A 14,787-nucleotide genomic window follows, 5' to 3' on the forward strand; every position below is an offset into this window, starting at 1 on the left:
TTTTTTTAGAAGGAAACAGATAGGTTAGCGCCGAAAGAACGTACAGATGGGAGCGCAGCGGCTTCAATTCCCTGCACGTTGCCGGCAGATATGGCCAGGTTGGTAGGATCCAGGTGCGGGTTCGCTGAATGGATCAGCCATACATTCCTGGCAGTGAGTGAAAGCCGGAGATTTTGCAGGTGCAGCTTTGATACAAAGGATTTTTCAAAGGTATATCCCAGGTTGATCTCTTTCAGATACAGATAACCGGCATCCCACATATCCAGCTCCTGAACAACATATCCATTGTTGTTATTAAAATGATCATAGGCAGATATTACCTTCGTATTTACTTTCCCGTCTTCTGTATATCCTTCGGCTATGATACCCTTTTCCCTGATGCCGTCTGCTGCGGTTTCAGCCAGTATGCCGGACTGACGGCCAAACATGGTGGTGGTGGAAAAATATTTTCCTCCCACCTGGAAATCAAAATTGAGTCCCAGCGTAATGCCTTTGTAATTAAATGCAGTTGAGAAACCACCGGTATAATCAGGTAATGCATTGCCGAGTACAGATTGCTGGGCTGCCCTGATGTAGAAGCCATTTGCATCCACCAGCTTATGCCCGTTTGCATCCCGCTTTACCGCATAGCCTACAATAGAGCCGTATGTTTCTCCTTCCCGTGCATTCACGGAAACAGCGAAGGGCGCATTGGCCAGTAACAGGTTGGTAACACGGATACCTTTGGCCAGATCTTCATAAAGTTTTTCAATTTTATTCCTGTTATGGGCAAAGTTGAAACCAAGCTCCCAGGTGAAGCCGCTTTTAGTACGTATGGGCGTTCCCGTTAATGCCAGCTCCAATCCTTTGTTCCGGATCAGCCCTGCATTAATAATGGCGGTTGTATAACCGGAAGAAGCGGAAATGGTTAATGGTATGATCTGATCTTTTGATTTTTTGTCATATACGCTTAACTCTATGCCCAGCCTGTTATGCAGGAAGCGCGCTTCCAGGCCGGCTTCTACTTCTGTGGTGATTTCAGGTCTTATTTTTTCATTATTCAGCCGGTCGGGTACAGTAATGTTAGCAGTAGATCCGAAATTCTCTTCAGCCAGGTAGGCAAGTGCGGTGCTGTAAGGAATAGTACCTTTACCCACCTGCGCCCATCCAAGCCTTAGTTTGCCGAAAGACAGCCAGGTGGCGCTTTTCAGGCTACTCAGTTCTGAGAATACAAACGATCCTGAAACAGAAGGGAAGAAGTAAGAATTATTGGCAGCAGGTAAGGTGCTGGACCATTCATTCCTGCCGGTGGCATCTATATAAAGCATGCCCCGGTAACCCAGGGAGGCGCTGGCGAAAATACCATTCTCCCTCAGCTTTTCAACATGGTCATAAACCCTGGCCGGCTGTTTGGAGTTAGCCAGGTTATACCATCCATCTATATTTAATCCATCTTTGCTTTCTCCTCCGGTGAATCGCAAAAAGTTCTCTCTTCTGTTTAAACCAGCAAAGGCAGATAGGGAGAAATCATTGCCCAGGGATTTATTAAAATTGATACGCCCTTCGTAATTATTTTCCTTTACAAAACGGGTTGCTTCAATATAGGATGGAATACCCTGTGAGCCGATGGCTACTCTTTCCTGACGGCTGTCTGTATAAAAGTCAGTCATGAATTTGCCGGTTATGGAAAGATAATCTGTCAGCTTAAAATTGAGACCTGCGTTTCCATATACCCGGTCCCTGCGATCCGTTTCATAGTTTTTATACCTTGTCCAGTAAGGGTTGTCTGTATATCTTGGGGGCTGATCATCCCATGCACCACGGTTCCACGACCGCTGAGAACCATCATAAGGATAAGCATAATCCTTTAGTTTGTTCATATCCCAGTCGCGATGACCAAACTCGGAAAAGCCTTGCATCACATTTCTTCCATGGTATCCGGTACCGGGTCTGCCTAAAGCATTAGTACCGGCGTAATTAACACCAATAAAGGCTTCCAGGCGATCGGTGATAAAATAATTACCGTTAAAACCAAGTGAGTTGCGTTTAAGTTTGGAATTTGGTAATACAAATTTCTGATCCAGGTTGGTATAGGATAATCTGAATGCTCCTTTATCATTTGCACCGGATACGGCTACACTGTTTGTTAACGTTAACCCGGTTTCAAAGAAGCTGCGGTTATTATCAGGATGCGGCTCCCAGGGGGCTGATACACCAAAATCGGGGTTCTGCTTATTTTTATCCCATGACCACCAATGCCGCACTAATTTACCATCTAATTTCGGGCCCCAGGAAATATCAGGTTCAAAATTAGGGACCAGGTCATAAGGTCCTTTGCCGTCATTGTCGTTATAGGTAGCCTTTCCATCTTTAAATCCTTCAGGATGCTCATTTACATAAAGTTTCTCAAAGTTATATCCACCACCATATTCATTCTGGTATTTTGGCATAATGTATACTTTCTCTATTTGTGCCCCGATATTATAAGTTACCCCAAGCCCTTTTGCTGCCCCGGTTTTTGATTTTTTAGTAGTGATAACGATAACGCCATTAGAGCCGCGTGTGCCGTATAGTGCAGATGCAGCTGCGCCTTTAAGTACAGATAAGGATTCAATATCATTCGGATTAATATCCTGAATAGCATTGCCATAATCATAACCACCTCTGCCCCGTTCCTGGTCGATACTGGTAGTAGCATTACTACCGGTGAAATTACTGTTGTCCATAGGAACACCATCTACTACAAAGAGGGGATTATTATTTCCATAGATAGAGTTAACACCGCGTATGGTAATTCTTGCAGAACCGCCCATATTGCCGGAGGAGCCTGTAACCTGTATCCCTGCCACTTTTCCGCTGAGTGAATTAATAAAGTTGGCATCTTTTGATTGATTGATGTCTGCGCCTTTTATTTCCTGTACAGAGTATCCGAGTGATTTCTTTTCTCTTTTTACATTGAGTGCAGTAACTACTACTTCCTGCATGGTTTTGTCATCTATGATCAGCAAAATGCTGATATTGGTGGCAGCGCCTACGGATACTTCTTTTGTTAGGTATCCTATACTTCTTACAACTAATACCGATTCGTCACCTTGAATATTGAGCTTAAAATTACCCTGCTGGTCAGTAATAGTGCCGGCGGAAGCACCTTTTAGCTGAACGCTGGCATAAGGAACAGGCACATTATTATTGTTACCTGTTACTTTGCCTGTTACCTGTCGCTGTTGTGCAGGCAATAGGTTTGCTATTGCCATAAGTATGGCAAAAAGGCATAGTGTCTTTTTCATAATGGTTTAGATTTGGTTAGAAAAATATAGAGGGTCCGGTCATGATGCTACGGTCATAAGTGTTTGGGTTTTTCTTAAAACTGAATGTTTGATTTTTTATCGGGGTTCTTGCAGTAATAAGTGTTGGCTTCATCTTATTACACTGCGATTGGGTTGCAAACAGGGCTACAGGTTTTTTACTTCATCTGTATAAATATAAAAAAAATGCTTCAAAAAGAAAATATAGTTTTCCATACAACTGGTTTTTTTTTGTTTATGTGAATTAGCCGGGGAACTAGATAAGGTTCACGTCTTTTCCTTTGATATCTGGTTGGAATCGATTTTTTTTATAGTATCTTATATTATTATACAGCATACCCTGTTTGTTATTTTTAGCTTATTAACCATCAATCTTATAAAGATGTATCAACCAAATCTAACCAGGTCATTATTGTGTCTTTCTGTTACCTTTTTTTTGTTGTTAAGTGTACAAGCGCAGGTTACTACTGCCACGCTAAGTGGTATGGTGAAAAATGAAGCAGGACAGTCCCTTCCCGGGGCTACTGTAAAAATTGCCTATGAGGATGCCGGTATAAATAAAGGGCTTGTCACCAAATCGGATGGCAGCTTCCTGGTGCCTAATCTTCGTGTAGGCGGACCTTATACTGTTACGGTTTCTTTTACCGGCTTTGCCACCAAAACAGCTACCAACATCTATCTGAACCTGGGACAAAACACGGCGCTTGACCTGCGGCTGTCTGAAGCTGCCAGTAAGCTCAATGAAGTAGTTATCAGCGGGCGTTCTACCATCTTCAACGATCAGCGCACCGGTGCTTCCACCAATATCGGTGCTACACAGATCCGGCAGCTGCCTACTATTTCCCGCTCAGCAGACGACTACCTGCGCCTTACACCTTCGGCTTCACCTACCTATAATGGTATTTCCTTTGCCGGTAGAAACGGGCAGTATAATAATTTCTCGCTGGATGGTGCAGTGTTTAATAATCCCTTCGGACTGGATGCACCTGCGCCTGGTGGTCAAACCAATTCGCAGCCTATTTCCCTCGACGCTATTGACCAGATACAGATCAACATTGCGCCTTATGATGTTACACAATCAGGCTTCACTGGTGCAGGCGTTAACACTGTTACCAAAAGCGGAAGTAATAAGTTCTCAGGTACGGTATATGGCTTTTATCGGAATGATGCATTGTCTGGTAATAAAATAGATGGTCAAAAGTTTACGGTGCCTACGCTGGATCACATACAGGCCGGCTTTTCGCTGGGTGGCGCCATCAAAAAAAATAAACTGTTTTATTTCATCAACTTCGAATCTGAACAACGTAAAGATGAAGCCAGTCCCTATGTGGCCGGAAATGTTGCCAATGCAGGTGAAATTACCACTTCCCGTGTACAGGAAGATGATCTGAAAGCAGTAAGTGCATTACTGTTTGAACGCTATGGTTATGTAACCGGTCCTTACCAGCATTATGATCTGAAGCGCAGCAACTATAAGTGGCTGGCTAAACTGGACTGGATTATCAGCAGCAAACATTCGCTTTCCTTTACTTACAATGGAATGGATGCTTCCCAGGAAAAAACAGCGCATCCCAATGCTATCAACCGTCGCGGCCCGGATGCCATCACCTTACAGTTCCGCAACTCCGGTTATCAGATGGTCAACAAGCTGCACTCTTTTGGGCTGGAACTCAAATCCAATTTTAACGATACCTACGCTAACAAGTTCCGTGCAGTATTCACCACCTTCAGGGATAAACGTAATCCTTTCTCTACGCCTTTTCCTGTACTCAATATTACTAAGTATAATGTGCCCTACATAGTAGCCGGTTACGAACCGTTCTCTATTAATAACCGGCTTAACCAGGATGCGTTGCAGTTAACGGATAACTTCAATATTATCCTGCCCAAACACACAATTACGATAGGCGCTTCCTTTGAACAGTTCAAGTTTGGTAATTCATTTAATCTTACCAGTTTCGGCTTCTCTGTGTTTGCAGGAACAGATATCAATACCTTCCTTACTACTGCAGCAGCCGGTGCCTATGATGGCAGCGTATCGTATGCCAAAAAACGCGCTGAGGTTGATAAGTGGACCTGGTATTACCTGACCGTAGGTCAGCTCTCTGCCTATGCACAGGATGAATGGAATGTTACCGGCAACCTGAAAATAACATATGGCGTACGGATGGATAAAGCACTTTACTTCCCTTCCAAAGCCAGTTATAATAGTCCTGATATCAACCCGGATGGTACTTATGCCGGCACCAATAAAACCGGTTCTCCTACTGTTCCGAATAAAGAGAAACTGGTATTGTTTGATGAAAACGGCAACCCGGTAAAAAACGGCCCTGGCGAGGAGATCGACAATACCCGTATGCCTAGTGGTAAAATACTGGTATCTCCCCGTGTAGGTTTTAACTGGGATATCAAAGGTGATAAAACTGTACAGTTACGCGGTGGTACTGGCATCTTCACTGGTCGTTTCCCTTTTGTGTGGGTAGGTAATGCTATCGGTAATCCCTTTACCGGTTATTACGACGTAACAGCACGTAATTTCAAATGGCCGCAGATCTGGCGCTCTAATGTGGGATTAGATTATAAACTGCCCACAGGTACTGTCTTAACTACAGATGTGTCCTATTCAAAAGATTTGAACGCGATGATGGTACGTGATTATGGATTAGGAATCCCTACGGGTACACTTAACTCCGGCACCGGCGATACCCGCAGCGTATACCTGGCTGCTGATAAAGGCAACACTTCCACCTATGTGTTTACCAATACCAAAGTGGGTTATTCTTTCAATACCTCTTTCCAGGCGCAGCAAACTTTCAGGAAAGGCTTCTTCCTGATGCTGGGGTATAACTATCTCATTGCAAAAGATGGCAGCTCTATTTCTGCAGAAATTTCCGGTGATGCTTTCGACCGGAATCCGGTGTTGGGCAACGCCAACAAGGCGGTGGAGTCTACGTCCTTGTATGGAAATACCCACCGCTTTATACTGGCCGGCATTAAGAAATTTAATTATGGCAAGGGTAAATATGCTACTACTATTTCCATGTTCGGCAGTTGGACCAGCGGTAACCGTTTCTCTTATGTGTATGGCGGAGATATAAACAACGACGGCTCCGGTGCCAATGACCTCATATACGTGCCTGCACAGGCAGAGATCAGCAACATGAACTTTGCTCCTTTAACAGATGCCGCAGGTAATACACAAACTGCCGCCGCACAAGGCGCGGCGTTAGAATCCTTTATAGAGCAGGATAAATACCTGCGTCATCACCGCGGTCAGTATACCGGCAAATATGCGGGCGTAACACCCTGGTTTAGCCAGGTGGATCTGCGTATACTACAGGATTTTAATTTCCATTCCAAAGGGAACACGAGTACACTGCAGGTGAGCCTTGATGTTGTGAACCTGGGGAATCTGATCAATAGCGGATGGGGGCTGCGTAAATACGCCAGCACCACTGGTTATTATCAGCCGATTACCTACATAGGTAAAGATGGGGGAGGTAAAGCTGTTTACCAGTTTGATCCTTCGCAGAAAGAAACTTTTATTACCAGCCCTGATTTGCCTTCCAGGTGGCAGTTGCAACTGGGCCTTCGTTATATTTTCTAATATATCTTCAGCGCCCGCTTTCAAAATTGCGCAGCAACTGCCTGGTCAAAGTGAATCTCCGGTGTGGTGCCAATAAAATGGGAGGTGCATCATCCGGCGCTATATTCAATGTATCATCATTGTCTGTAACTAATGTAACGCTATCTGCATCTGCGTTAGCTACTGTTACACCAACGGTAGTTTCAAATGATGCTGATCTGCCGTCTACCCGGAAATAGAAACGCATATTGTAGTGTTCTCCGGTGCTGGCAATCGGTGATAGGCCACCTCCATACGTGGATGGATACGTACCTGTAATTTGCGCAGTTGATTTTTTGGGTATGGTTTTTACTACGCTTGGGGGAGGTGTACCACCACCAGGTGAACTGCCCTGTGGTGGTGTGGTTTGTGGTGGGGCAGCTGGTGGTTTCCTGATTTCTCCCTTCAGGGTCCAATTGTTCCAGTATCCAGACATGGGTACCCTGCTTCCCTGGCAGTTTTCTACCGGTCCGCCCTCAAATTCCAGGATCATGGTTCTCCTCACTTCACCTTGTTGTGCAATACCATGGTCCTGCATTCCAGGTCTATCTAAGCCTGAATAGGTGCACCCTGCATTTTGTGTAAGCAGGAACACATCCAATGGCCTGGCGATGTGTGATCTGTGACCATATTCAGAATTGGCAGATCCGTCGCCATCTTCCTGGTAAAGTGTCTCATCCAGGTATACACCGGGCGTAAGCAGTTTCTTTTTTCTATCAATAGTACCATCCGCATATTCGATTTCAAAAAAGCCCCTTACATTTTGTTGGAATTCGCCGCAGCTGCAATCGCATCCATCCGTTGCACTTCCTCTGAAAAGGATCGTCATGAAAAACGCGTTGTCCTTCATCATTAAATGGGGCCACGTTGCGTATACAGGCAGATCGCCGGAAGGCAGGTGTGTCCGTATCACGCAGGCGTGCCTGGCTGGTTTTTGTTTTTCTTTATCCTTATCTTTTTTGTCCTTGTCATTGTCATCGTCCTCCGGTATGGGCGGTGGAATAGTGGGAGGCGTGCAGACCGATGGTAATGCTAAGCACAGGCAAGCTTCCCAGAAGATACCACAAAGTATGATAGGGACCAGTAACAGGCCACCGCCAACAAGTCCGCAGAGGATAGGTGTTTGCGAGCAATCCCAATCTACTTCAGGCTCCTTCCGTGGTGGCCTTTGTTTCTCAGTAGGTGTTGCAGGCTTCGGACCAGGGTCTCTGTTGGTGTGCTCCTGCTTATGATCATCCTTATCTTCATCCTGCTGATTACGTTGCTTTACTTTACTTCCATCCGATACCAGTAAAATATCCACTCTCCTGTTTCGTGATCTGCCGGAAACAGTTTCATTGGAAACAGCCGGATTATCTTCACCTTCTCCTCTGCTGCTAATCCTTGATCCCAGACGGGTACGCAGAAAACGTCTTACTTCATTGGCCCTTCTTACTGACAGCGGGTCATTTACCACCGGCTCACCGCTGGAATCAGCATTACCAACCAGTTCTACCCGCCAGTTTTGTGCACGCCTGTCATTGAGTACGAGGATAATTTCATTCAATAACTGTGTGTGCAAAGTTTTCAGCCGGGAGCTATTGATAGCAAAGTTGAAAAGACTTATTGACAGCGGCTGCATAGATACTTCTGCTTCTCCCGCAGAAGACTCAGACAATGCGATTTCCTGGTTGCGCGACATCTCTTCTTCACCAGTTCGCTGTATAGATTCAGCCACTGTTCCTGATGCGAATACATCCGGTAATTCCTCTTCTGCTGCCTTTCGGTTTATTTTCCTTTTGATGCCTCCCTGTTGTACGGTATGTGTGAGCTCATGTGCCAACAGGTGCTTACCACTGTTCGTTTCCGGTGAAAATTTCCCGGCATTGAAATAAATATCATTGCCTACTGTAAAAGCCTGTGCATTTAATTCGCGTGACAGCTGTACAGCATAGCTGGCTGTATGAATACGTACATCAGAAAAATCTGAGTCGAAACGATTTTCAAAGAAGTTGCGGGTAGTGCCGGGTAACTTATCTCCATTGCCTCTCGTAGCTTGTATCTGCGTGGTTACATTGTCGCCGGCTGTTCTCTCTCCGGACATTTCTTTTTTTTGTATGAAAGGAATAAAGGGTTTTAACCTGACTTTGTCTTCTTCTTCGCAATGCGCGCATTTGCGTTGAAGGAACGATGTATCCGGCATACGCATCACCTTATCCGCCATATTATCTGCTTCCTGCTCCAATGGATCATCAGGCGCCCCGACAGAAAGTTTAGGCATAATCATCCATCCATTGGATGCCTGCGTATGGAATTCCAATCTGTCTTCTGTCGGACTGGTTCTTTCTGCGGTGGCTGAAGAGATGGGGTCCACAGCGGGTTTAACGGCTTCCGGGGTATGCATGGGGTTTTGGATCAAACATTAAAATAAACAGCTGCTACTGTTTGCGTCATCATTATAATCTGTTGTAGAAAATATCAAGAGAAGTTCCGGGGTTCGTATACACTAATAAGCGTGTCCTATTTATAACAGTATAGGTTAAGTTAAACAAAAATTATGAATTATCAAAATGAAGATAACAGGTTTTAGTGCAGGGAACCTGTCCGTTATCTCCCAAAGAAAAAATTTCTAAAAAAAATCTATTCCGGAGGGTAAAAACAGCAAACCGCTGTATATACTTATTAATGACAACATAGAAAATAACCAAAACCTTATCATACTGCAACCACATTGGAATGCAGGAGGGGATTATTTGCCCGTAAAACGCTATTTAAAAACAAACCCAATTAAAACCCAATCATTTAAACCAAAAAAGTACTTTATGCAATCAAAATCCATTCATTGCCTGTCAGGTATTACGCTGATATTAGGCATCATGTTCATTACTGCGTGCACCAAAAAAGACAATACGAATCCTCCCGGTGGCGGCGGCGGAGATTCCACTAAGCCCAATATAGAAACAGGTGCACCTGAAACGTATACAAAGAAAGTTTTAGTAGAAGAATTTACCGGCACCTGGTGTGGCTGGTGTCCGCGCATGCCCGTGCTATTGGAGAAGCTGCATCAAAAATATCCTAACCTGATTGTATCTGCCTTTCATGGCATTGACACATTTGATATCGGAAAGGAGGTGAGATCAGTGATTGAAGATAAACTGGGCGTACAAGGTTATCCCACCAGCAAGTTGGAAAGGGTAACTGATCTCGACTGGTACGATAATAATAACAATATCAGTTTCGGTCAGGCAGATTCTCTGGTTAATACCTACATGAAGAAGGCAGCCGTGCTGGGTCTGGGTATTAACAGTACTATCAGTGGAAACATACTCAATATAACTGTAAAAGTAGGTATGGGACAGGCACTGAACATTGCTAAAGCAAAAGTGATGGTATATGTTGTGGAAGACGGGCTGACAGGCCCACGGCAAACCAATTATTATTCTGATGACCAGGTGAAAAATGATTATAAGAATGATCCTGATCTTGGTGCGTTAACCCTGTTGCCACATTACATTACAGGATACACTTATAACCATGTGGTAAGAAAGGTTTTAACAGATGCGAAAGGTGATGAAATACCTGCTGCCTATAAAATAAAGGGTGCTGTTTTTTCAAAAGATTACAGCATTGACATCAGCAAGTATAAGGCTGCCAATTGCCATCTCATTGCACTGGTATACGGACAGGATGATGAAGGCAAACTGGTGGATACCTTCAACACACAAGTAGTAGTTGCCGGACAATCGCAAAAATTTGATTGATAAAATACCTGTATCTGTACTGTAGCATAGTATACCGATATACTCCGGTGACCATTATCTGTAAACCCGTCTTTCAAGAGGATAGTAGTGCAATGGTTGCCGGAGTAATTATTGTATTAAAACAAATAAAATGAAAAAGAAACCGGCATTGATTTATAGGATGGCTGCAGCACTTATCTGCTTCAGTTTATCAACTGCTGTTGCACAGGAAAATAAAAGTCAGCAAAAGCTGCCCAATGTACAGGTAAAAGATCTGGAAGGAAAACTGGTGAACGTCAGCACTTTTTCCAATAACGGCAAACCGGTGATCATCAGTTTCTGGGCCACCTGGTGCAAGCCATGTATCTCCGAGCTGGAATCTATTGCCGATGACTATGATAACTGGAAGAAAACGACTGGAGTAAAGCTGATCGCTATCTCCATTGATGATGCAAGGACCAGTGCCGGCATAAAATCACTGGTGTCCTCACGTGGATGGCAATACGAAGTGTATAATGATTATAATAAAGAGCTGTACCGGGCACTGGGCATCGCCAATGTGCCGTACACCGTTATACTCAATGGCGATGGGGCAGTAGTGGAAAGGCATGCCGGTTATAATCCCGGAGATGAATATCATTTACTGGAAGCAGTAAAAAAAATATCGGGATTATGAAGAAAATGATATTTATCGTCATCACAATAACAGGGATCAGTCATATTTCATTGGCACAGGAAATACCCGGAAAATTAAGTGGCGGGCTGGAATCAAACAATCAATATTATGTTGATGATAAAGCAACCCAGGCAAAAGCACCCCGTGATAAAATAGCGACCAACAGCTACTTTACACTTAATTATACACTGAAAAATTTTTATGCCGGTATTCAGCTGGAATCCTATTTATCGGCGCTGATGGGATACCCGGAAGGACTCAAAGGGACGAAGCTTACGCACCGATTTGCCGGGTACCGGACAGATAAAATAGATATTACTGCCGGTAATTTTTATGAGCAATATGGTAATGGACTCATCTTCCGTTCTTATGAAGAACGGCAGCTCGGAATAGATAATATGATGGACGGTGTAAATGTGCGCTTCACTCCCTTAAAAAGTATCCGCTTCAAAGCATCCTATGGTTTACAGCGCGTACTGATGGATAACGGGGAAGGTATCGTGCGTGGTGCAGACCTGGAGCTGGACCCGCTTGATCTGTTGAAAATAAAACATAACTGGGGTCTTACAATAGGTGGTAGTGTAGTGAATCGTTATCAGAAATATACCGGGCCTGATGATGTTTTTCCTCCGGAAGTAAATGCGTATTCAGCCAGGTTTGGATTAACGCATGCACATTACGATCTGAATATGGAATATGTAAGCAAAAGCGCTGATCCGACGGACCTCAACAAGAATATCTTTAAAAAAGGATCGGTGTTATACATTAATCAGACCATCACCACCAATAAGGGCCTGAGCATGGATATTGCTTTCCGCAGGATGGAGAGCATGGATTTCAGGACAGACAGGACCCAAAAGGATAACATTGCAGTGGTGAATTACCTGCCCGCACTAACAAAGTTGTATACCTATTCTTTACCTAATCTGTATCCTTATGCAGCGCAGTCAATGGGCGAAATAGGGGGGAAGGCAGATATATATTATCACTTCAAAAGAGGAAGTACATTAGGAGGCCGCTATGGTACCAAGCTTTCGCTGACTGCTTCCCTGTATCGTAATTTGGATACGGTCAGATTAAAATCAAAAGAAGGATTCAGGTCTGCATTCTGGAGGTTCGGACCAACAGCATTATACAATGATGTAAATATCAGCATGGAAAGAAGATGGTCACCGCAGATAAAAACAATCTTTTCTTACATGAACCTTAATTACAATCAGGGTTATATACAGGGGCCCGGATATGGAATGGTGAACGCTAATATGGCTATTGCAGATGTGTTGCTGAACTTTGACAGGAAAAATGCATTGCGCGTAGAATTGCAGCATTTATGGACAGTGGATGATGAAAAAAACTGGGCAGCTGCTTTGCTGGAATACAGTTATGCACCTGGCTGGTCATGCTTTGCTGGTGATATGCTCAATTACCAATCAAAGAAGATCCACTATTTCAGTGTGGGCGGCGCCTATAATTATAAAGCGGCACGCGTGTCGCTGAGCTATGGCAGGCAACGTGCAGGATTATTGTGCGTGGGCGGTATTTGCAGAATGGTGCCGGCGTACAGTGGTGCAAGTTTATCATTCACTTACAATTTCTAAATGGCAATGCTCCTGCCAAGGTGTTGTTAATTATTTCCATTAATCGTATTAACCAACCAGGATTAAAGTTGTTGTTTACATTATGAGAAAAATCGCGGGTATTATCCCGCGATTACTACTTTATATTTATACTTGCCATGTATATCTTTTTTAATTTATTATTAATTATTATGATTGTATATTAGAGAAGAATCACTTTTAATTAATGGAGAACAATGGAATCAACGAAGATCAGGAGCGTTGGCTTGCTTTTCAAACGGGCGATAAAGATGCTTTAGCATATTTCTTCAATACGTTCATTGGAAGCCTATACAACTATGGTTTAAAGTTTACACAGGATGAAGATATTATTGAGGATACCATACAAGATCTCTTTATCCGTTTGTGGACCACCAGGAAGAGGTTGTCCATGCCCGCTTCTGTCAGAAATTATTTATTCAAGGCATTCCGTAACCTGCTTTTTAGAAAGCTTTCAAAGTTGCAGAAAACGTCAAAGTATGAATCGGAATATATCTTTTTGGATGTAGAGCTTTCTGCAGAAACAAATCACATCAATGCAGAACAGCAACTCATCAGGGATAAGCGTTTGGAAAATGCGCTGCAGCAGCTTCCTCACCGCCAGAAAGAGGCCATTTATCTGCGTTTCTATGAAAATGCATCTTATGAAGAGATTGCACAGATTATGGGGACCACTGTAAAGGCTTGTTATAAAAATGTTTTCAGGGCATTAAGTTATCTCCGCGAAACACTTATTACCGTGATTACCTACCTTTTCTTTCGCTTGTTTTTCCTGAATTAACGTGTATGAAGCAACATCCAACAGTCGATGGATATTTAACGTATGATGCAAATGATTTCCTGGCGGATGAGTATTTCCAGGAATGGGTGAAGTACAATCATCCGGAAACGGCTATGTTCTGGCAGCAACTGCAGGAACTGCATCCCGAAAAGAAAAAAGTAATACAGGAGGCATTTGATCTGCTCAGCAGCATGCGGTTCAAAACCCGTACGCCTGATGAAAGCCGTACCAGGCGCATCTGGGAATATATAGATGTACATACACCCGAACATAACATCCGCCATATCAACTGGCATTACAAAAAAATGCTGGCAGCAGCCAGTATATTATTGCTCATCGTGCTGGGTTTCTGGCAATGGAGAAAAACACAATTCATATATAAGGATACTGCCGGCAGCGAAATATCCCGCATATTATTGCCGGATCATTCCGAAGTAATCCTCAACGCTAATTCCCGGTTAAAATATGCCAAAGATTTTAACACCAATAACAAAAGAGAACTATGGATAGAGGGAGAAGCTTTCTTCTCAGTAAAACCATTTACAGATGGCGAAGGTAAATCACAACCCTTTATAGTGCATAGCACTGACCTGGATGTTTTGGTTACCGGCACCGCATTTAACGTATATGCCCGCAGGCAGCTAACCCGCGTAGTGCTGAACCATGGCAGGGTTACTATTCAGTTTAAAAACAACAGGGAAACCGCCAGGCAACTGCTACCCGGTGAAATGCTGGAATATAACGAAACAAAAAAATCATTGTTGCAGCAACCGGTAGATACCCTGTTGTTTACTTCCTGGAAACAGCAACGTTTCATTTTTACGAATACTCCCTTAAAAGAAGTCGCGCAGATCATAGAAGACTTTTACGGCTGCAAAGTAGTTTTCAAAGATCAGGAACTGGCTTCCTATAAAATTACCGCTGAAATAGATGCCCCCGATATCGCTTCACTGGATACTTTATTATCAAAAGCACTTAATATCCGTGTTACAAAAGATGGTAATACGCTCATACTGGAGAGCAAACCTTAATCTTTCCCTCGGCCAGTCTGTAACATCGGTTAAGATCATGTAAGTATTGGGTAAT

8 protein-coding genes are annotated in these 14,787 nt (G+C 43.6%); 6 read left to right on the plus strand and 2 right to left on the minus strand.

From position 1 onward, the window contains the following. Positions 1-5 precede the first annotated feature (5 nt). Entirely contained in the window at positions 6-3,266 is a 3,261-nt protein-coding gene (locus CLV51_RS26575) for a SusC/RagA family TonB-linked outer membrane protein (protein WP_106531150.1), read from the minus strand. Between the two features lie 400 nt (positions 3,267-3,666). Between CLV51_RS26575 and CLV51_RS26580 the strand changes: the two genes are divergently transcribed. Continuing rightward, the gene (locus tag CLV51_RS26580; RefSeq protein WP_106531151.1) at positions 3,667-6,891 is read left to right on the plus strand and encodes a TonB-dependent receptor; all 3,225 of its coding nucleotides are present in this window, start codon (positions 3,667-3,669) and stop codon (positions 6,889-6,891) included. A 7-nt stretch (positions 6,892-6,898) separates the two neighbouring features. On the opposite strand, the gene CLV51_RS26585 is transcribed toward CLV51_RS26580, so the two are convergent. Continuing rightward, positions 6,899-9,292 (minus strand): eCIS core domain-containing protein, encoded by a 2,394-nt coding sequence (locus CLV51_RS26585; RefSeq protein ID WP_106531152.1) that lies wholly within the window; start codon positions 9,290-9,292, stop codon positions 6,899-6,901. Positions 9,293-9,710: 418 nt separating this feature from the next. On the opposite strand from CLV51_RS26585, the gene CLV51_RS26590 reads away from it, so the two are divergent. The 5 genes from CLV51_RS26590 (at position 9,711) to CLV51_RS26610 (ending at position 14,732) form a co-directional block, all read left to right on the plus strand. Next, on the plus strand, positions 9,711-10,649 hold the full coding sequence (locus tag CLV51_RS26590) for an Omp28-related outer membrane protein (RefSeq protein WP_106531153.1): 939 nt from the start codon (positions 9,711-9,713) through the stop codon (positions 10,647-10,649). 130 nt (positions 10,650-10,779) lie between these two features. Further along, on the plus strand, positions 10,780-11,304 hold the full coding sequence (locus CLV51_RS26595) for a TlpA family protein disulfide reductase (RefSeq protein WP_211302131.1): 525 nt from the start codon (positions 10,780-10,782) through the stop codon (positions 11,302-11,304). Continuing rightward, a complete protein-coding gene (locus CLV51_RS26600; protein ID WP_106531154.1) occupies positions 11,301-12,902 on the plus strand; it encodes a DUF6029 family protein in 1,602 nt (533 codons plus the stop codon). Before CLV51_RS26595 ends, CLV51_RS26600 begins: the two co-directional genes overlap by 4 nt. A 205-nt stretch (positions 12,903-13,107) precedes the next feature. After that, positions 13,108-13,701: an RNA polymerase sigma factor gene (locus CLV51_RS26605; protein WP_106531155.1), complete on the plus strand. Its 594-nt coding sequence runs from the start codon at positions 13,108-13,110 to the stop codon at positions 13,699-13,701. 5 nt (positions 13,702-13,706) lie between these two features. Beyond that, on the plus strand, positions 13,707-14,732 hold the full coding sequence (locus CLV51_RS26610; protein WP_106531156.1) for a FecR family protein: 1,026 nt from the start codon (positions 13,707-13,709) through the stop codon (positions 14,730-14,732). Positions 14,733-14,787: the final 55 nt, after the last annotated feature.

The organism is Chitinophaga niastensis (assembly GCF_003014755.1).
Classification (GTDB): Bacteria; Bacteroidota; Bacteroidia; order Chitinophagales; family Chitinophagaceae; genus Chitinophaga; species Chitinophaga niastensis.

Bases quoted from the DNA above. Each gene is read 5' to 3' on its own strand.
- CLV51_RS26575 (WP_106531150.1), bottom strand. From the start codon at position 3,266: ATGAAAAAGACACTATGCCTTTTTGCCATACTTATGGCAATAGCAAAC.
- CLV51_RS26580 (WP_106531151.1), top strand. From the start codon at position 3,667: ATGTATCAACCAAATCTAACCAGGTCATTATTGTGTCTTTCTGTTACC.
- CLV51_RS26585 (WP_106531152.1), bottom strand. From the start codon at position 9,292: ATGCATACCCCGGAAGCCGTTAAACCCGCTGTGGACCCCATCTCTTCA.
- CLV51_RS26590 (WP_106531153.1), top strand. From the start codon at position 9,711: ATGCAATCAAAATCCATTCATTGCCTGTCAGGTATTACGCTGATATTA.
- CLV51_RS26595 (WP_211302131.1), top strand. From the start codon at position 10,780: ATGAAAAAGAAACCGGCATTGATTTATAGGATGGCTGCAGCACTTATC.
- CLV51_RS26600 (WP_106531154.1), top strand. From the start codon at position 11,301: ATGAAGAAAATGATATTTATCGTCATCACAATAACAGGGATCAGTCAT.
- CLV51_RS26605 (WP_106531155.1), top strand. From the start codon at position 13,108: ATGGAGAACAATGGAATCAACGAAGATCAGGAGCGTTGGCTTGCTTTT.
- CLV51_RS26610 (WP_106531156.1), top strand. From the start codon at position 13,707: ATGAAGCAACATCCAACAGTCGATGGATATTTAACGTATGATGCAAAT.